Genomic DNA, 18,970 nt, shown 5'->3' on the forward strand with positions numbered 1-18,970 from the left:
TCCGCGTACATTTTCTTGAGCCGTTTATTTTCTTCTTCCAATTCTTTTAACCGCTTCATGAGCGACGCATCCATCCCGCCGTATTTGGCTCGCCATTTATAAAAAAGAGCTGAACTCATACCATGCTCCCGACAAAGCTCAGGAACAGAAACACCATTTTCGTTTTGTTTGAGGATCGCGATGATCTGAGCATCGCTGAATTTAGATTTACGCATAGAAAACTCCTTTGTTATAGAGTACCGGAATTCTCTACTTAAAACCGCTACGATTTTTCGGGGGGATTACAATTGACCTGAAACCTTTCTAAAACTAGTGTTTATGTAGACCCTTTCATGACGAGGCGGCCTCGTTTTCGTGAAATTACTTACTTTTATTCTGCTGGTATTCACGATTAACGCTTATAGCGCGAATTTAACTCATATTCGGTTTATGACCGAAGACTCACCACCGTATAATTTTCAAGAAAATCAACAACCCCAAGGCATTGCCGTTGATTTGTTAAAAGCAGCTGCCAAACAACAAGGTTATACGATTCAAAACCAAATGATTCATTTGCAACCTTGGGCAAGGGCTTATAAAGAAGCCTTAAATGGCCCAATGACAGCATTGTTTGTCATGGCAAGAACACCGGAGAGAGAAGCCCTTTTTCAATGGGTAGGCCCAATTACTAAAACATCCATTGTTATCCTTGCAAAAAAAGCCCGGCATTTTCAAATTTCATCTCATCAAGATCTCAAAAGTTACATCATTGGTGCTGTACGAGATGATGTTGGTGCTCAGGAACTGAAACGCATTGGAATACCTGATGCAAATATTCAACTTTCAGCTTTCTCTGAGAATGCCGCGAAAAAATTAAGTGCACAACGTATCAATATGTGGGCCTATGAGCATCGGGTCGCATTGTGGATACTGAAGCGCACGGGGCAAAATACCCACGATTTTGAAGTCGTTCATACACTAAAGGAAAGTGAGCTTTATTTTGGATTGAGCAAGGATGTCCCCAAACAATACCTCGACACGCTTCAAAATGGAATTCAGGCAGTACAGGAATCTGGAGAATTTGATAAGATTCTTCTTCGCTACCAGTAGGATTGGCCCTATATTGAAGAAAAAACGCTCCTCTTTCCGTCTCTTTATTAAAATCTAGCTACAATAAATATGTAGAGGTAAGTATGAGCACAATCCATAACACTAACATTCGACCAGATCTGAATATACCGCGACCTCAGTCACCGGAACAATCTGGTCAAGAGCTTTTATCTCGTGGGAATAAAACCTTCGAGAAATCGGTTGTTCGTAGTTGGCCACATCATCAAAGTTCTGATCTGAAACAACTCGTTCGATCGGTCAAGGCCTATCAAGCGGATCCCTCAAAGGCAAATGCACAAAAAGTCCAAAATGCGATTGATCATTGGCAAAATAATCACCCTAAAGAAGTAAATAAACGAGGTGCGCAGCTAAAAAGCTTACAAACTGAGCTATCAAGTAAGCATCCAACACTTGATCGAACTCATCAGCAAGCTTCAAACCCTGCGACTGCGAAAACAAGTTCAAAGTCAATCGAATCATTACTCAAGCAATCAATCCCAAATATCAATAAAATCGGGCAATATGCTTGTACAGATGCAGGTACATTCGTCAAAAAAGACAATCGACAATACAATACGATCATGAGCCGTTTAGAGGCCTTTCACAAAGACCCAACACGGCTTCAAGCCAACCAAAAAGCAAACATGACTTCGGGGTTTGCAGAAAGAGCCGTGAAAACAGGCCAAGGCGTTTCTAAAAACCAGCTCAATACGATTGCACAAGCCGTCCACTCTGCAAAAGCAGGTTGTTGTAGTACAATGGCTTATGCTGCGGCATTTGAACTCATGAAATCAGATCCGCAAGTACGTATTGAAGTCGTTTCACATGTCGGCGCAAATCGCCATGTGGGAACACATTGCTTTGTCCTATTAGGCAGAAAAGAAGGCTCGGATTTAACAGACCCATCAACATGGGGATCACAAACTGTTGTGATCGATCCATGGGCAGCCTCGATTGGTGGACGACTTCAAGGCACTCCAAAGCAACCACCAATCACAGATATGTTTCCTCCAACGAATAGTGTTTTCGACAACACAAAGGTAGATTAGATGCTTGATGCGTTGATAAAAGATCTATGCGAAAAACAAAATTGGCCAACCGATGCGTGCCACCCGGGGGGGCTTGATCTTCAAATTGATTCCATGACACTCCATATTCGTGAGCTTGATGGGCTATTGAGTGCATTTATCCCGATTAGCTTAGATGATATCGTTTATATCGAACAAACTATGTTAGATTGGCCCTCAATTCAACTCTCGAAAGTTGAAGGAAATGAATATATTCTTTGGTCTAGAGAATGGCTCGATAAGTTAGATAGTGATAGCATCAACACAATGGTAGAAAGATTGCTTAAAGAAGCGATATATATCTTAGGGTCATTGAATAAACCTAGTAGTGAGGCTTCAACCTCAAGTGCTACTTCTCAAGATTGGCATAAATGCTGAGTTATAGATGAAGAATGACCACCTAGTTTTCATGTGCATGATGGAATAATGGCCCTATTTCCTTAACGAATAGCCCCCTAAGCTCGACCAGTACTTTGGCCTGTCTTGATTGCTGCACCAATTAAATGTGCTAAGCGAAGTGATTCTGGAACATTCCCTTGATCAGTAATTTGTATCAGTGCTTGTCCTGCCTCATCTGCTGTACATCCTTTGACCTGAAAACAAAATTGCTGACGGATATATTTCCCCAGCCTTTGCGATAAGTTGCTTTCGTCTTTCAGCATCCGCAAAATTGTCTAAAGCCTGATGGATTTTAAGTATATTTAGTTGTTTTCGCATAACAGCAATACAAGGGCGTTGAAGGCTTTCTGACAATAGAGCAAGGTCAATGATATTGAAGCCACCAACAGCAATTCCATCAAGAAGCACAGCATTAATTTGACTGTAAAACTTGCTCTCTTGAATTAGTTGAATAATCTTATCTGTAGCATCATCCCCATCTTTTTGGACCTCTCCCCATAACATCCCTTCAAACCGAGTATCAGAGCATATAATTCCCGAGAGATTGACAGGTGAGCCTGTTTCTTTTTGAAATGGTGCATCATCAATACCGATCGCACGAATCTGTTTCTTGAGGCGGATAAGCTCTGCAAGTGACTTCATGAGTGCACCAGCTCATAATAATGAATTGAGAAGCCTTTCTTGAGGTATGTGTTCTTATGGATAAATCCCAGCTTTTGCAGGATTTGATTCGAGGCAATATTTTCTATCACCACTTCAGCGACTATTTTGCCCAGGCCAAGCTCCTCTTTTGCATAATTGAGGATTGCCTGACATGCTTCTGTTCCAAGCCCTTTCCCCCAGTAATCTGGCAACATTCTGTAACCAATATCAGGACTTCCAAGTTCAGGCTCATACTTTAAGCCACAAAACCCGATTACTCGGTTCTCTTCTTTATGGATCAATGCATAACGAGCATATCCATACTTTTCATATTCAGCTATCCATATATCTCGAATGACATGCTCAGCATCCTGACGGGTCTGAATAAATCCGACATCCCCTGTAAAACGTGTCACAGACTCATTTGTAGAAAACTCGTAAACAGCCTCAACGTCATCCATAGTAAACTGCCTCATCTGCAGTCTTGGTGTTTCAATTAAAATACTCATTGGTCAATCCTTTTGATTCAATCCATCTATGATTCTGGATATTCTCCAACTTGTACAGTGTTTCTCATAAAAAAGAGCCTGATAATATCAGGCTCCATAAATAGCATATACGCATTGTGGCTTTCAACGATGTATCCAACAACTTACTTCTTACCAGCATACCGACGCATGAATAAACCACTCGCAAGGAGTAGACCAAACAACGAACCACCCTCATCTTTAGCTTGAAGCTTCGCAGATTCATTGTTTCCATTAGATGTATCCGTAGGTAGCGTTCCTATATTCGGTGTTGAATTATCCACTGGAGGAGTTCCAGTATTTGGATCTACTGGGTTTGGATTCACAGCCGGTGGTGTTACTGGTGTTGGGTCAACTGGTTCTGGCGATTCTGTATACGTTACTACTTCAAAGTCATTTCTTGATACTGCAAAGAAAATATTATCTGCACAGCTTACCTTAAAGCGAGCTTGGTCGATTTGACGATTCGGTAGTTTTACCGTCTGAGCACCATCATTCGGAATCGAAGATGATAAACGTTCGCTGTTCAATACCCGGTAAGTATTCTCATTAAACCCAGAGACTGTTAGTAGATCAATATTAACACGTGAACAGTTGACGGGTGGACGATCCGTACCATTAACATTCCATTGTACAAGTTGCCTTCCTGTATCCGGTGTTCTTACAATATTTGTTCTTATTGTAAACGGACCCGCAGCACTTGTCGTTTGAACTTTGACATTTTCCGAGGTTAACCCACCGCGTGAATCACGAGCTGAGAACCGGAAGTTCAAGTCCCGAGTCGTCGTTGGGTATACTTCACCAATAGTTGTCTCACCACTGAGAATATACTTCATTTGTGGGAAAATACGTGTATTTGCATTCACTTCTGGACGATGAGAACGATACAACGGCCCCGCACCAGTATCTTCTTTCGCTGTGTTAATACTTCTTGGTACTGAATGATCCATCTGCTCCCAATTATATTTGATCACATCTGTATCAGATGCTTCTCCATGCAATTCAAATGGCGTATTTACTGGAATTTTTTTCCCTACTAATGCAGGAACTTTTGTAATCCTCGGCTGGGTGTTTGTCACTGATCCCGTGCTGCCACAACTTGATTTAGATGCCAACTTTGAATTGATTTGGTCAATCGAAACCGCGTGGAAGTAGCTATCGTGGCCCTCTTTACGCATATTTGTTTCTTGATCAAGCAGGTTATGGACGCCACAGGCTGTTGGGTAGGCCATAATTGTAGAACCACTACCTGGTTCCACAAAGGAGGGAGAGTTTGATCCAACATTCAATAGTCTACCATTATTAATACAGCTATTAAAGGTGTGCCCTGCACCAAGCATATGACCAAATTCATGGGCAACCGCTATATATAATCCATCTCTGTCTCCCCGTGATGCTCGAGCAATAGCTTCAGATTTACTCGTCTCACGTCTGACACCGTTAATTATTGATATTCTTGTATCACCACATACAAGGCCTACTATAGCAATTCCATCCAGCGCACCATGATCAGGATGTACATCCAATACCATCCCCATATCTATCTTATCATGGAAGCTTTTCTGGACTTCTGTATTCTTAATAGCCTTGGACTCGTTATCAGACAAACGACGAAACGGATCCGTAATCGCATCGGTGTAGATGAAATTATTCTGAGCAGGTGACATCGTCAATTTGATATTTAAATCAGTGTTGTACACCGCATTAACACCAGAAAGGATATTTGTAACCGCTTCGATTGTCTCAAGATGCGAAGAAAAGTCTTTTGTAAACTCCGAAGTCAAAGAAAAAGCAACTCTTAAGGTTCGCTGAGCTGAATGATTCCTTGATAGTGCTGAGGTACGCATCAACATCAATGACTCAGCATCAGATGTTGGTAAACGGTTTTCACTAGGCTCCACTGTCCGATGCTCGTCATGATATTGCATCTTATTTGCTTTATCCTTCGTGATACGATAGCGCAATGGCGACTCAGGAATACTCTTTAAGCTATAACGCTCACCTTTGTATTTAAAAGTTCCGTGAATATCAGTAGATAAGAAGTTAAAACGTCCGACACGCTCTCCATTCTTATCATAGGCAACATAGTTTTTGATCTGTGGATATAGCTTTGCCATTGAAGGAGGCAATAGTGAATCTTCTTCTAAATTCACTTGCATCGTTCCACCATCAGGTAGAGGGATCACTATTTGCTTTGATTCCGCCTGTGAGCGAAGATCTTGAAAACTTGATAATTGAAAAGTGACTTCGTTTTCTTGGGAGACCGCTTCACGATGAGCACGGTTTTGACTATCTTGTGTGTTGGGAGTCCACAAATCGCCTGCAATTGTATAAAATGATGAAAAAAGAAAAAGACAAATTAAATTCGGTTTCATATGACATCCAGCTATTTAATAAATTCGCATCAGTTTATTAACCAGGCATCATAATAAAACATTTACATAATTTTACAATATATAAATATAATATTTTTTTATTAACCAGTTGAACAAATCGACATATACCTTTCTTTTTCTTAGATTAAAGATAGAGTTAGCTATCTAACCAAAAGAAAAATTAACAGAAGGACGTTGTTGCGCATATGTATCAGAAATGATCTGTTCTAGGTAATCTTTGATTGTGATCCCTTCCTGCTCAGCCAAATGAGAAAGTTTCCAGTAAATATCCTTATCAATTTCCATTGAAACATAATCGTTTCTACTGCGTTGACGTTTCTTTCGAAGGGATGCCTTCATTGCTGTTTGTTGTTTTGCGGTGAGGAAAGTATAAAACCAGGCATGGAGAAGCTCAGCAAGTTGATCATGATAAAGAAGCACATCACGAGCTGCATCAAAGGCATGATGTGCTTGTTCTGTTTCTTCGTGAGACAAATGACTAAGAAAAGAAGGGTCTGTCTTTACTTTTTTTGAAAGATACTGAAAACATCCCACAGCAATATCATCAGTGATTGCAAACTTTTCTCGCGCCATTTGGCTCCTCCTTATTTCTATATTGACATGATCTCTTGATTAATACTTGTGATGACTGATGCTGGATCTTCGGCTTTAGTAATTGGACGGCCAATCACTAAATAGTCAACACCGTCCCGAATCGCTTGAACAGGTGTGACTATACGTTTTTGATCATCCAAGCTAGCACCAGCTGGGCGAATACCTGGCGTCACAAGTTGAAAGTCATCGCCCAAGGCACGCTTTAGTGCAATAGATTCTCTTGCTGAGCAGACAACCCCATCCAGCCCTGAATTTTTAGTAAGCGTTGCTAAAGATAGCACATGTGAGTCCAAATCACGCTGAATACCTAACTCGGGTAGTTCAGTTTCTTCCATGCTGGTGAGGACTGTAACCGCAATGAGCTTCGGCCGCTTTTCATAAGGTTCCAAGATTTCTCTCGCTGCACTCATCATCCGTGCACCACCAGACGCATGGACATTCACCATCCATACCCCTAACTCCGCTGCTGATTGAACAGCTTTTGCAACCGTATTTGGAATATCATGAAACTTCAAATCAAGAAAAATATCAAAACCTTTCTCAATTAATTCCTGAACAATCTCAGGGCCTACGCGAGTGAACAGTTCTTTACCCACTTTCAACCGTACAGAACCCGGCTCAATTCGACTGACAAATTGGCGCACTTTTTCCGGGCAATCAAAATCCAATGCAACGATTACTTTTGGATCACTTACAAGCATTCACTCACCTATATCTTCATTGATTGACTTATATTAATTTCAAGTGGAGTGTATCCCACTGATTACAAGACGGGCAGTTCCAAGAAAAGCTCGGTGTTGAAAAACCGCAATTTTGGCAACGATAAGCGCTATGCTTTTCTAAGTCATGCTGAACCATCTGTCGAAGGAAATGGGATTCCTCAAAATGCGTGATGATGTACCAACGCAAAATCAACTGACGCGCTTCCTTTTCAATCGATGCTTGCTGGCAACTTTGCAAAATATCTTCAATATGTTCAATGTTCAGCTGCTCATGGTAATTATCAAGCATGAATAAAATCGCAGACAGGTTTGGTTTATCTAAGGTAAACTGGATCAAAATCGATAGGTAGTCATCTGGCTCATTTAGCTGATGATATAAAGCTTTTTCTAATTCTAAAATACGATATAAGCCAGATGTTCTCCTCGCAGCACTTAACAACTCCTGAGCAATATTTAAGTGCCCTAACTCGATTTCACACTGCGCTTTTTCAAGCATCGCTCTGACATTATTGGGTGCAGCACCCAGAGCAATGTCCAGTAGAGACGATTTTTGGGCTGACGTTTCTTCATGATTGGCATATTCACAGATATGGTGAGACACAATATGCAAGTCATCTGACCGAAAGTCATCTGAATGTTCTTGAAAAAGCGATAGCGAATTGGTCCATGTTTTTAAGGATTGATAAACTCGGAGTAACGGCCCAATTGCATGGGCTCTGCTTTTGCTCCGCTTGAGTAGTGGAAGTAATGTATTCTCTGCTCTGGCCAACAACCCCATCGCTGTATACTGTTTGGCTAGAAAACAAAGAACATCTGGCGAACTAATTTTCTCATCTTTAATCGCCTGCTCAACCAACGCAACCGCGGTATCGACCTTACCTTGCCGAACTAGGCTTGTTGCTGTATCGACCAACTGGCGACAAAAAAAGTCCAAGTCTGTCGCTTTCCCTTTGAGAGACTTTAAGTATTCATGGATATATTCATCAGAGACAAGATACGAGGATGATCGGGACGATGGGTTATGAGAATGACGATGTCTACTGCGCTCGCTATTTCGCCCCATGATCCAGCCGTAACCAGCAGCAACAGGAAGAAGTAAAAACAACAGCTCAATCATTTTGTAGTGAACGCTTCGTCGTCGTTTTAGTGTTTTTCTTAAATGCTTGTATGGCGATACCAATACATAGGCCGATGGCCAATGATATCACCATGAGTTCAGAGACCATAATAGATGATTTTGCGATGACGTAATTCACTTCGACCGTATGTTGATTTTGGGAACCAAACACAAATAGCAGTAAACACAAACTGACAAAAAATATCAGTCCAAGAATTTTCCGCACAACGCACTCCATCTATTGCTAAAGACTATTCACTCTGTCTCTTAATTCTTTTCCAGGTTTAAAATGCGGGACATATTTACCGGACAAATCGACTGTGTCCCCCGTTTTGGGGTTTCTACCAACACGAGGTGCTCTGTAATGTAAAGAGAAGCTACCAAATCCACGGATCTCGATACGCTCACCTGAAGAAAGCGTCTGCGCCATACGCTCGATGACTTCTTTTACAGCAGACTCTACATCCTTTGCGGGGATGTTTGTATGGATACTGGCCAGTCTTTCAATTAGCTCTGACTTTGTCATTCCGCCTCCCAGTTAATATGGGCCGGCTCTCCGGCCCATACAGACTAGTGATTAGTCGTCTTTTTGCGCGTTCTTGAACGCTTCTGCCATTGCATTCGTGAAAGATGGTTCGTCTTTCTTCAGACTTTCCATTGCTTCTTTCTCTTCTGCTTCGTGAAGCGCTTTGATAGATAGGCTGATTACGCGATTTTTGCGGTCAACACCAACAAACTTCGCTTCAACTTCACTATCAACTGCTAGAACTGCAGATGCATCATCAGTACGCTCACGTGCAATATCTGCAACGCGGATGTACCCTTCAACACCTTCTTCTAACTCAACTGTCGCACCTTTCGCGTCAGCTTCGATTACTTTACCTTTAACAATAGCACCTTTTTTGTTTTCAGCTAGATACTTGTTAAACGGGTCTTCTTCGATTTGCTTAACGCCTAGAGAGATACGCTCGCGCTCTGGGTCGACTTGAAGAACAACAGCTTCGATTTCATCGCCTTTCTTGTACTCACGTACTGCTTCTTCACCTGCAACATTCCAAGAAATGTCAGAAAGATGAACAAGTCCGTCGATTCCACCTTCAAGGCCGATGAAGATACCGAAGTCAGTGATTGACTTGATCTTACCAGCAACTTTGTCGCCTTTCGCTTTGTTCTTCGCAAACTCTTCCCAAGGATTCGCTTTGCACTGCTTAAGGCCAAGAGAAATACGACGACGCTCTTCGTCAATCTCAAGAACCATGACGTCAACTGTATCGCCAAGATTTACCACTTTAGACGGGTGAATATTCTTGTTCGTCCAGTCCATCTCAGATACGTGAACAAGACCTTCAACGCCTTCTTCGATTTCTACGAAGCAGCCGTAATCAGTTAGGTTTGTTACGCGGCCAGAAAGTCTAGCGCCTTCTGGGTAACGAGAAGCGATTGCTGACCATGGATCTTCGCCAAGCTGCTTAAGGCCAAGAGAAACACGTGTCTTCTCACGGTCGAACTTAAGAACTTTAACTGCGATTTCGTCACCAACATTCACGATTTCGCTTGGGTGCTTCACGCGCTTCCAAGCCATATCAGTGATGTGTAGAAGACCATCGATACCACCTAAGTCTACGAATGCACCGTAGTCAGTTAGGTTCTTCACGATACCTTTCACTTCTTGACCTTCTTGTAGGTTCTCAAGAAGCTGCTCACGCTCAACGCTGTTTTCAGATTCGATCACTGCACGACGAGAAACAACAACGTTGTTACGCTTTTGGTCAAGCTTAATTACTTTGAACTCAAGCTCTTTGCCTTCAAGGTGAGACGTGTCACGGATAGGACGAACATCAACCAAAGAACCAGGTAGGAACGCACGGATACCTTCAACTTCAACAGTGAAACCACCTTTCACTTTACCGTTGATGATACCTGTTACAGTTTCTTGCTCTTCACATGCTTTCTCAAGACGTAGCCATGCTTCATGACGTTTCGCTTTTTCGCGAGAAAGAACTGTTTCACCAAAGCCATCTTCGATCGCGTCAAGTGCAACGTCGATTAGATCACCAACATTGATGTCTAGTTCGCCATTCATGTTTTTGAACTGCTCAACTGGGATCGCACTTTCAGACTTAAGGCCTGCATCGACAAGAACAATGTCTTTCTCGATTGCAACGATAGTACCTTTAACGATTGCACCAGGGCGCGTTTCGATCGTTTTTAAGCTTTCTTCAAACAGTTCTGCAAAATTTTCTGTCATGATATTTCAATCTATAAATTCTCCACGCTGCATTCCGGCATTGTGGGGTTATGGTTTAATACTTTTCTCATCCATGAAAAAAGTTCTTCAATACCTATTCGGGCTGCTGGCGTTGCAGCTGCGCATGCGTGAAATCGAGCACATACTCAAGCACCTGCTCAATATTGAGGCTGGTCGAATCCAAAACCTCCGCATCCTCAGCTGGCGCAAGCGGCGCAACACTACGATTCATATCACGTTCATCACGCGCTTTTATGTCACCCAAAAGGCGATCAAGGGTAACATCATGCCCGTTATCTTTCAACTCTTGGTAGCGCCTTCTTGCCCTTTCTTCAGCACTTGCGGTTAAAAAAATCTTTACCTCCGCGTCAGGAAAAACAACCGTACCCATATCACGCCCATCGGCAACAAGGCCTGGGCTTTCACGAAAAGCACGCTGGCGTCTCAACAAAGCCTCTCGAACTCTGGGAATTGATGCAACTTTTGATGCCGTTGCCCCAACTTCTTCAGTCCTGATCGTGTGTGTGACTTCTTCACCCTCTAGAATAATTTTCTGGGCACCATTTTCTGGATCAAGCAAAAACTGTACATCGAGGTGCGCAGCAAGTGGCACTAACGCTTCTTCATCGTTAGCTGCGATATTATGATGGATGGAAGCAAGCGCGAGAACACGATAAATTGCGCCACTATCAAGCATATTCCATCCCAGCTTTTCTGCTAACTTTCTGGAGACCGTCCCTTTTCCTGAACCGCTTGGTCCATCAATCGTGATCACAGGAGCACTGTATGTCATGCAGTCACTACCCTCTTCTTCACTAAAACCATATTCGGGAGGCAATTATACGCAAAAATGAAATAATTGCCCGTCATTTCATAGGAAAATCACCGAAGTTAGCGACAAACTGTCGCAAAATCATCAAAATATGCAGGATAGGTCTTCGCTGTACATTTCGGATCCAAGATCGTCACAGGTGTATCACTGAGTGAAATGAGTGAGAAACACATGGCAATCCGGTGATCATTATATGTTTCAATTTCAGCATGGGTTAAATTGTCAGGCGGCGTCACCCTAATAAAATCTTCACCTTCAACGACCTCAGCACCGACTTTTCTTAATTCCGTCGCCATTGCATTGAGTCGATCAGTCTCTTTGACACGCCAATTGTAAATATTACGGATCGTCGTTGTTCCTTGTGCAAACAAAGCTGCAACGGCAATGGTCATCGCTGCATCAGGAATATGGTTCAAGTCCAAATCAACACCTTTTAATGGCGCAGATGTCGCACGAATATAGTCCTCACCATATTCTATATTTGCTCCCATTTTTTCAAGAACTTCGGCAAATTTTGCATCACCTTGAATACTTCGCTCGCCAACACCAGTGACAGTGACAGGACCGCCCTTGATTGCGCCAGCAGCAAGGAAATAACTGGCAGATGACGCATCCCCTTCCACCAATAACTTCCCAGGTGTCACTAGTAATTTTGGAGACACGTTGAAAGACACATAATTGTTGTTCGTGATATCAATCCCAAATCGTTTCATTAATCGAAGCGTAATATCGATATAAGGCTTAGAAACGAGCTCCCCCTCAACCCGGAGTGTTGAGTCAGATTGCAACAATGGTGCAATCATCAATAACGCAGTTAAGAATTGACTGGAGATTGTTCCATCAACAGTGACTTCTCCGCCCATTAGTGGTTTACCTTGGATCAGGATAGGTGGAAAGCCATCATTCTCTAAATAAGTGATCTCTGCACCGAGTTGACGTAGACCATCGACAAGGTGGCCAATTGGGCGCTCTTTCATTCTCGGCTCGCCTGTGAGGATAAAGCTCCCTTGAGAAACAGCGAGTGCAGCACATAATGGGCGCATTGCAGTGCCAGCGTTCCCCAAATATAACTCTAATGGTTTATCACTTTGGGATTGGAAGCCGATGGCTCCGAGACCTTGCACAACACAAGTTGTTTTATCTTCGGATAATGAATAATGCACACCGAGTTGCTCAAGTGCCACAAGCATATGACGGATGTCATCACTATCCAGCAAATTGGTGAGTGTTGTTTCCCCTTTAGCCAGGGCAGCTAATAATAATGCACGATTCGAAATACTCTTCGAACCAGGTAGGTTGACCGTTCCAGAAACGTCGTTAACCGGAGATAAGGTGAGTGATTCCACTTTATCGGTTCTCCTTCTCAAACTGATACATAAACTCAATAAGCGCTTTGACCCCTTCAATAGGCATCGCGTTATAAATACTTGCTCTCATACCACCCACAATACGATGACCTTTCAGTGCAAGCAAGCCTGCTTTTTCACTTTCTACCAAAAAAGCTTTATCCAGTTTTTCGTCCTGCAAGATAAAAGGTACATTCATGCGTGAACGATAAGCTGGATCGACACGATTGTGATAAAAACGGCTTTCATCGATAAAGTTATAAAGCATGGTTGCTTTTTCTTTATTTAATCTTTCAACTTCATCAAGACCACCAAGCTGTCTTAACCAGGAAAAAACCAATCCAGATAAATACCAAGAATATGTTGGCGGTGTACTGAGCATCGAGTCATATTCAGCCTGTAAGGTATAGTTGAGAATATCGGGGCATTGCTCAACCGCTCGATTCAATAATGACTTTTTTACGATGACGATGGCCAAGCCTGCCGGACCAATATTCTTTTGCGCACCTGCATAGATTAAATCATATTTTTCAACATCAATTTTTCGCGACAAGATCGTAGACGACATATCCGCCACAACTGGGCAATCAATATCAAGATCTTCGAAAATTTCTATCCCGTCTATCGTCTCATTTGGACAATAATGAAGATACGTTGCATTTGAATGAATATTCCATGTTTGTGGTGCATCAATCGCACTCAACTCATTTTTTTGAGTTTGAATATCCAAGACTTCGATGTGTCCAAATTTTTTTGCTTCTGCAATTGCATTTTTAGACCACATACCAGACACAACATACTGCGCGGTTTCCCCGGGTTGCAGTAAGTTCATTGGAACAGCAGAAAACTGTCCTCGACCACCACCATGCATAAATAAAACTGCGTAAGTCTGTGGTATATGTAATAACTCTCTTAAATCCTGCTCAGCTTGCTCAGCTATCGATATAAACTCTGTGCTACGGTGACTTAACTCCATGGAAGAGCAACCCGAGCCTTGCCAATTCAAAAATTGAGATTGTGCCTGTTCCATAACAGCTTTAGGCAGCATAGCTGGACCTGCACAAAAGTTATATATCGAAGAAAGTGCTTTCATTTTTCTTGACTCCAAAACAAAAACGAGCGGAAGGCCGCTCGTTTTTTTCATTGCACATTTGCTTACTCTGTCGGGGTCTCACCGCTTTCATCTTGCGGTGTATCCGCTGGTTCGGCCCCGTCTTCCTCATCATCATCAATTGGTGTTTCAGAAACTTCTTCTATCCGCTGTAAACCAACAACATGTTCATCTTCAGCAGTCCGGATCAAAATAACTCCTTGGGTATTTCGTCCAACAATCGAGACTTCGCTGACTCTTGTCCGAACGAGTGTTCCTTGATCACTGATGAGCATCATTTCATGTTCATCTTCAACCTGAATTGCACCAACAACTCGACCATTTCGATCATTGACTTTAATTGAAACAACACCCTGAGTCGCTCGATTCTTCGCTGGATAATCATCAAGATGTGTCCGCTTACCATAACCTTGCTCAGTCACTGTGAGAATTTCACCTTCAGTGTGCGGTACAATTAACGAGACAACTTTATCTTCTTCCGCAAGCTTAATGCCACGAACACCTGTTGCTGTTCGGCCCATCGCGCGAACTTGTCCTTCTTCAAATCGGACAACCTTTCCTTCCGATGAGAATAACATGACCTGGTTATCACCAGTTGTGATATCGACTCCAATCAGTTTATCTCCGTCAACAAGATTGACCGCGATAATGCCAGAAGCACGTGGACGGGAGTATTCTTTTAACGCCGTCTTTTTCACTGTTCCTTTGGCTGTTGCCATAAGGACATATTTATCCTCAGAAAACTCTTTAACTGGAAGAATTGCAGTGATCCGCTCATTTTCTTCTAGCGGCAATAAATTGATGATTGGACGACCTCTAGCTGCTCTTGTCGCAAGTGGTAATTGATACACTTTTAACCAATACATTCTGCCAAAGTCGGAGAAACATAAGATAGTATCGTGTGTATTCGCAACAAGAAGCTTCTCAATATAGTCTTCGTCTTTCACACGGGTTGCGGACTTCCCTTTACCACCACGACGTTGCGCTTCATAGTCAGACAATGGCTGATATTTGACATATCCCATATGGGAAAGTGTCACCACGACATCTTCTTCAGAAATCAAATCTTCCAAGCTGATATCATGTGAAGCCGAAGTGATTTCAGTACGGCGTTCATCGCCAAATTCTTCTTTTACAGCTTCTAACTCTTCTCGGATCACTTCCATGAGACGCGCTGGTGTTGCCAGGATGTGGAGAAGCTCAGCGATCAGTTCCAGAATTTCCTGATACTCACTGATGATTTTCTCGTGTTCCAACCCTGTAAGTTTATGGAGGCGAAGATCAAGGATCGCTTGTGCTTGTTGCTCTGTCAGGTAATAAAAACCATCACGGATGCCATATTCTGGTTCTAGCCATTCAGGACGAGCTGCATCATCACCAGCACGTTCTAACATGCCACTCACCATGCCAAGCTCCCAACCGCGTGCAATCAGCTGCTCTTTTGCAATTGCTGGAGATTGTGAACCCTTAATCAACTCAATAATCGGATCGATATTTGCAAGCGCGATAGCTAGCCCTTCCAAGATATGAGCACGATCACGGGCCTTGCGGAGGTCATAAACGGTCCGACGTGTCACGACTTCACGTCTGTGCTGAATGAATGCATCCAAGACTTCTTTGAGATTCATCAGTTTTGGTTGACCGTGGTCTAACGCAACCATGTTAATCCCGAAGACAACTTGCATTTGCGTTTGTGCATACAAGTTATTCAAGACAACTTCACCAACCTCGCCACGCTTAATTTCGATCACAACACGCATGCCATCTTTATCAGACTCATCACGAAGATCGGAAATACCTTCAATTCGCTTATCTTTCACTAACTCAGCGATTTTTTCGATTAAACGGGCTTTATTGACTTGGTAAGGTAATTCATGAACGATGATCCGCTCACGATTTGTCTTTTCATTGATTTCGACTTCAGCACGAGCCCGAATATAAATCTTACCACGGCCAGTTCTATAAGCTTCTTCAATGCCTTTACGTCCATTGATAATACCAGCCGTTGGAAAGTCAGGTCCCGGCAAATGGGTCATCAGCTCATCTATCGAGACGTTTGCATCATCAATCACTGCAAGACAAGCTTCAATTACTTCATTTAAGTTATGTGGTGGGATGTTGGTCGCCATACCAACCGCAATACCAGATGACCCGTTTGCGAGTAAATTTGGGATCCGAGTCGGCAGGACTTCAGGAATTTGTTCCGTACCATCATAGTTAGGAACATGATCAACAGTTTCTTTCTCAAGATCAGCAAGCAATCTGTGCGCAATTTTCTGCATACGCACTTCTGTATAACGCATTGCAGCAGCGGAATCACCATCAACGGAACCGAAGTTACCTTGACCATCAACCAACATGTATCTCAATGAGAATGGTTGCGCCATACGAACAATCGTATCATAAACAGCACTGTCGCCATGTGGGTGATACTTACCGATAACATCACCGACAACACGGGCTGATTTCTTATAAGGCTTGTTCCAGTCATTACTCAGTTCGTTCATCGCAAAGAGAACACGACGATGAACAGGCTTAAGGCCATCTCTTACATCTGGTAATGCACGCCCGACAATGACGCTCATTGCGTAATCTAGATAGGAGTTTTTAAGCTCGTCCTCAATATTAATCGGGACGATTTCGTTAGCCAGATCTGTCATACGGGAGTTAGATCCTTATTAAAAGTCTCAGCAGCACGCGAACGACACTGCGAGGTATTTCGTTATTATTTCTAACCGACCATACTACCACAATTATTTTTTTACCGCACAGCAAAAGTCACCTTGAATCGAGAAAGATTGTCATTCATCGAATATGACTGATTTGGTTTTATTGGCTATATAAATGAAAGAGGTATCAAAAATTAACATGCTAGAGGTCGAATGCGTGGATAAAGATGTTCTTTTACTAAAACCGAGCGAACAAATCGGCACACCAAAGCTAACTCAAGCACTCAATGAGCTTCTCACGCCGATGCATTTAGGCTCTCTTGCATTACGATGGAAATTTATGCCAAAACCCCAACAGGGAAATGGGCGGCCTGTCATGTTAATTCCTGGTTATGGTACTGGTGAGACCTCGATGCGATTCATTAAAAAGTATCTAACCGCATTAGGCTATGATACATATAATTGGGGTCTTGGAAAAAACCATGGAAACGCGAGGAAACTATTACCACTCATCGACAATAAGGTAAAACTACTCTCTGAGGAATACCAACAACCCGTCTCTCTGATAGGATGGAGCTGGGGTGGCTTCTTAGCAAGAGAAATTGCGCGTGATGAACCAGAAATTATCCGACAAGTGATCACCCTTGGCAGTCCTGTGATTGGGGGACCAAAATATACGATCCTCGGTCATATCGAAGAATTCTTCGGTTATCATGTTCAGGAAATTGAAAATGAAATTTCCAACCGTTTTCAAAACGAAATCAAGTCCCCTATCATCGCTATTTATAGTAAAAAGGATGGTGTCGTCGCTTGGCAAGCATGTATTGATGAGTGGAGCCATTCAGTCCTTCATGTTGAAATGAGAAATATCTCACATTGTGGGTTAGTCTGTTCTCCCGAAGTACTTGTCCGTATTGGTGAACACTTGAAATAGCCTATTTGACAAACTCATGTTTTGAACTTGAATTAATGTTTGGGAAACAGTGCGCATAGGCTATTAAAAGATGAAAACAAAAATAAAAGCAAAGGCTGAGTGGTTTGAGCTGATTGAGTTCTCTAAGTATTTTGGATGGCAAAGTTTTCAAGGCTTGATGAATCGAGCATTAGAGTTTCTAAAGTCAGAGCGTGAACAACTGACGCGTTGTTATGATGATCGACTGGAAGAGATGCGAGAGTTTTACGAGCGCAAGCTCAAGCATCAAAAAGAAAGCTATGAATCCGTCATTATGCAACTCAATACAGAAAATAAAAGACTCATTGAACAAAACCAAACCCTTTTTACAAGTAACTCTCCAAACATTACGCTTGATGCTCAACCACAATATGTGAATGAGGCAAAAGAAGATTGTTTTTTGATCGATTCGGACAAATCAGAACTTTTCGATCAAGCTGTACAAGCAAGAGCTAGCAACAATTTTGAATATGCTTTCCATTTATTTGAGAAAGCATCGAGACTTGGTTGCCCCAAAGCTATGGGAGCATTAGCAAGGGCTTACTTTAAAGGGGAAGGCGTCGAAAAAAGCCCCGTGATCGGATTTGCGTGGTTACTGTGCTCTGCTGAGTTAGGTTTCTCTCCTGCAATAGAAAGATCTCAATCCCTCTCAGAGAAATGGCCAGACCTACGAGATCGTGCAGAGGATAAGAAATCGATCCTGATGAAAGACTTCTCCCACTTAATCGCCGCTGCGTAAAGAGTATTGATATAACAAAGAACAAGTGCAAGCAACGAAGCTGCAAGCATCTTGATAAAGCTGATACAGACAGTTTTAACGGAGATTTTGCTGAGAGGGAAACATAGTACTTTTAGGGAAAAACAAGCAGCAAAGCTGCGAGTATTACGCTAAAACCGATACAACCCTTTTGGCGGCGATTTTACGAGAGACAAGGTGGAAATGACGCAGCATAGTACGACTATGTGAGGAACTGACAACGCAGTCTCTTGGTAAAATTCATACACCACAAATAAAAAAACCCAGCCTTTCGGGCTGGGTTCTCAATTGGGAGCCTGGCGGTGTCCTACTCTCACATGGGGAAACCCCACACTACCATCGGCGCTATTGCGTTTCACTGCTGAGTTCGGAATGGATTCAGGTGGTGCCACAATGCTATTGCCACCAGGCAAATTCGTTGCTTTGTCGTTCGTTCTTCGTCTTTATTCACAATTCGAAAGCTGATTTCTTCTAAATCCAAATTCTTTAGTAACCTTAGTCT

At 42.6% G+C, this 18,970-nt stretch carries 18 protein-coding genes, 1 rRNA gene and 1 pseudogene; 5 read left to right on the forward strand and 15 right to left on the reverse strand.

What is annotated here, in order from left to right; all coding sequences use genetic code 11:
- On the reverse strand, positions 1 to 215 hold a 215-nt coding region (locus tag C505_RS0120305), incomplete at its 3' end, for a transposase (protein ID WP_018694478.1).
- Between the two features lie 139 nt (positions 216 to 354).
- Here C505_RS0120305 and C505_RS0120310 point away from each other — a divergent pair.
- The 3 genes from C505_RS0120310 (at position 355) to C505_RS23195 (ending at position 2,534) form a co-directional block, all read left to right on the forward strand.
- A complete protein-coding gene (locus C505_RS0120310) occupies positions 355 to 1,089 on the forward strand; it encodes a substrate-binding periplasmic protein (protein ID WP_026318126.1) in 735 nt (244 codons plus the stop codon).
- A gap of 83 nt (positions 1,090 to 1,172) precedes the next feature.
- Positions 1,173 to 2,138, forward strand: coding sequence for a hypothetical protein (locus tag C505_RS0120315; protein WP_018694480.1), 966 nt, complete (start codon positions 1,173 to 1,175; stop codon positions 2,136 to 2,138).
- Complete coding sequence (locus C505_RS23195) at positions 2,139 to 2,534, forward strand: hypothetical protein (RefSeq protein WP_018694481.1); 396 nt, start codon at positions 2,139 to 2,141, stop codon at positions 2,532 to 2,534. It abuts the gene before it with no gap.
- A 77-nt stretch (positions 2,535 to 2,611) separates the two neighbouring features.
- Here the strand turns inward: C505_RS23195 and C505_RS23200 are convergent.
- The 13 genes and pseudogenes from C505_RS23200 to gyrA form a co-directional block, all read right to left on the reverse strand.
- A pseudogene (locus tag C505_RS23200) lies at positions 2,612 to 3,197 on the reverse strand (endonuclease dU).
- A complete protein-coding gene (locus tag C505_RS0120330; RefSeq protein WP_026318128.1) occupies positions 3,194 to 3,706 on the reverse strand; it encodes a GNAT family N-acetyltransferase in 513 nt (170 codons plus the stop codon). Before C505_RS0120330 ends, C505_RS23200 begins: the two are co-directional and overlap by 4 nt.
- A gap of 143 nt (positions 3,707 to 3,849) precedes the next feature.
- Positions 3,850 to 6,099, reverse strand: a complete 2,250-nt coding sequence (locus C505_RS0120335) for a reprolysin-like metallopeptidase (protein WP_018694483.1) — start codon at positions 6,097 to 6,099, stop codon at positions 3,850 to 3,852.
- 165 nt (positions 6,100 to 6,264) lie between these two features.
- The gene (locus tag C505_RS23965) at positions 6,265 to 6,693 is read right to left on the reverse strand and encodes a hypothetical protein (protein ID WP_018694484.1); all 429 of its coding nucleotides are present in this window, start codon (positions 6,691 to 6,693) and stop codon (positions 6,265 to 6,267) included.
- A gap of 17 nt (positions 6,694 to 6,710) precedes the next feature.
- Entirely contained in the window at positions 6,711 to 7,415 is a 705-nt protein-coding gene (pyrF, locus tag C505_RS0120345) for an orotidine-5'-phosphate decarboxylase (RefSeq protein ID WP_018694485.1), read from the reverse strand.
- A gap of 28 nt (positions 7,416 to 7,443) precedes the next feature.
- Positions 7,444 to 8,553: a hypothetical protein gene (locus C505_RS0120350; RefSeq protein ID WP_018694486.1), complete on the reverse strand. Its 1,110-nt coding sequence runs from the start codon at positions 8,551 to 8,553 to the stop codon at positions 7,444 to 7,446.
- A complete protein-coding gene (locus tag C505_RS23210) occupies positions 8,546 to 8,779 on the reverse strand; it encodes a LapA family protein (protein ID WP_169337078.1) in 234 nt (77 codons plus the stop codon). The genes C505_RS0120350 and C505_RS23210 overlap by 8 nt, the downstream gene beginning before the upstream one ends.
- Before the next feature lie 18 nt (positions 8,780 to 8,797).
- Positions 8,798 to 9,079, reverse strand: a complete 282-nt coding sequence (gene ihfB / locus C505_RS0120360; RefSeq protein WP_018694488.1) for an integration host factor subunit beta — start codon at positions 9,077 to 9,079, stop codon at positions 8,798 to 8,800.
- Between the two features lie 51 nt (positions 9,080 to 9,130).
- Positions 9,131 to 10,801, reverse strand: coding sequence for a 30S ribosomal protein S1 (rpsA, locus tag C505_RS0120365; protein WP_018694489.1), 1,671 nt, complete (start codon positions 10,799 to 10,801; stop codon positions 9,131 to 9,133).
- A gap of 94 nt (positions 10,802 to 10,895) precedes the next feature.
- Positions 10,896 to 11,594, reverse strand: a complete 699-nt coding sequence (gene cmk, locus C505_RS0120370) for a (d)CMP kinase (RefSeq protein ID WP_018694490.1) — start codon at positions 11,592 to 11,594, stop codon at positions 10,896 to 10,898.
- Positions 11,595 to 11,692: 98 nt separating this feature from the next.
- Positions 11,693 to 12,979, reverse strand: coding sequence for a 3-phosphoshikimate 1-carboxyvinyltransferase (gene aroA, locus C505_RS0120375; RefSeq protein WP_018694491.1), 1,287 nt, complete (start codon positions 12,977 to 12,979; stop codon positions 11,693 to 11,695).
- A gap of 1 nt (position 12,980) precedes the next feature.
- Positions 12,981 to 14,072, reverse strand: a complete 1,092-nt coding sequence (gene serC / locus C505_RS0120380) for a 3-phosphoserine/phosphohydroxythreonine transaminase (RefSeq protein WP_040440430.1) — start codon at positions 14,070 to 14,072, stop codon at positions 12,981 to 12,983.
- A gap of 62 nt (positions 14,073 to 14,134) precedes the next feature.
- Entirely contained in the window at positions 14,135 to 16,750 is a 2,616-nt protein-coding gene (gene gyrA, locus C505_RS0120385) for a DNA topoisomerase (ATP-hydrolyzing) subunit A (RefSeq protein WP_018694493.1), read from the reverse strand.
- Positions 16,751 to 16,934: 184 nt separating this feature from the next.
- Here gyrA and C505_RS23215 point away from each other — a divergent pair, with 184 nt between their 5' ends.
- Together C505_RS23215 and C505_RS0120395 are read left to right on the forward strand one after the other, a co-directional pair.
- Positions 16,935 to 17,693 carry an alpha/beta fold hydrolase gene (locus tag C505_RS23215; protein ID WP_169337079.1) on the forward strand — a complete coding sequence of 253 codons (759 nt, stop codon included), beginning with the start codon at positions 16,935 to 16,937 and terminating at the stop codon, positions 17,691 to 17,693.
- A 70-nt stretch (positions 17,694 to 17,763) separates the two neighbouring features.
- Positions 17,764 to 18,450 (forward strand): tetratricopeptide repeat protein, encoded by a 687-nt coding sequence (locus C505_RS0120395; RefSeq protein WP_018694495.1) that lies wholly within the window; start codon positions 17,764 to 17,766, stop codon positions 18,448 to 18,450.
- Positions 18,451 to 18,762: 312 nt separating this feature from the next.
- Here C505_RS0120395 and rrf read toward each other — a convergent pair.
- A 5S ribosomal RNA gene (gene rrf, locus C505_RS0120400) occupies positions 18,763 to 18,878 on the reverse strand.
- Positions 18,879 to 18,970: the final 92 nt, after the last annotated feature.

This window comes from Algicola sagamiensis DSM 14643 (genome assembly GCF_000374485.1).
GTDB classification, from domain to species: Bacteria; Pseudomonadota; Gammaproteobacteria; order Enterobacterales; family Alteromonadaceae; genus Algicola; species Algicola sagamiensis.

Coding starts and splice junctions, on each gene's coding strand:
- ihfB (WP_018694488.1), bottom strand. CDS start 9,079: ATGACAAAGTCAGAGCTAATTGAAAGACTGGCCAGTATCCATACAAAC.
- C505_RS0120330 (WP_026318128.1), bottom strand. CDS start 3,706: ATGAGTATTTTAATTGAAACACCAAGACTGCAGATGAGGCAGTTTACT.
- C505_RS23195 (WP_018694481.1), top strand. CDS start 2,139: ATGCTTGATGCGTTGATAAAAGATCTATGCGAAAAACAAAATTGGCCA.
- serC (WP_040440430.1), bottom strand. CDS start 14,072: ATGAAAGCACTTTCTTCGATATATAACTTTTGTGCAGGTCCAGCTATG.
- pyrF (WP_018694485.1), bottom strand. CDS start 7,415: ATGCTTGTAAGTGATCCAAAAGTAATCGTTGCATTGGATTTTGATTGC.
- rpsA (WP_018694489.1), bottom strand. CDS start 10,801: ATGACAGAAAATTTTGCAGAACTGTTTGAAGAAAGCTTAAAAACGATC.
- gyrA (WP_018694493.1), bottom strand. CDS start 16,750: ATGACAGATCTGGCTAACGAAATCGTCCCGATTAATATTGAGGACGAG.
- C505_RS0120335 (WP_018694483.1), bottom strand. CDS start 6,099: ATGAAACCGAATTTAATTTGTCTTTTTCTTTTTTCATCATTTTATACA.
- cmk (WP_018694490.1), bottom strand. CDS start 11,594: ATGACATACAGTGCTCCTGTGATCACGATTGATGGACCAAGCGGTTCA.
- C505_RS23215 (WP_169337079.1), top strand. CDS start 16,935: ATGAAAGAGGTATCAAAAATTAACATGCTAGAGGTCGAATGCGTGGAT.
- C505_RS23965 (WP_018694484.1), bottom strand. CDS start 6,693: ATGGCGCGAGAAAAGTTTGCAATCACTGATGATATTGCTGTGGGATGT.
- C505_RS0120395 (WP_018694495.1), top strand. CDS start 17,764: ATGAAAACAAAAATAAAAGCAAAGGCTGAGTGGTTTGAGCTGATTGAG.
- C505_RS0120350 (WP_018694486.1), bottom strand. CDS start 8,553: ATGATTGAGCTGTTGTTTTTACTTCTTCCTGTTGCTGCTGGTTACGGC.
- C505_RS0120315 (WP_018694480.1), top strand. CDS start 1,173: ATGAGCACAATCCATAACACTAACATTCGACCAGATCTGAATATACCG.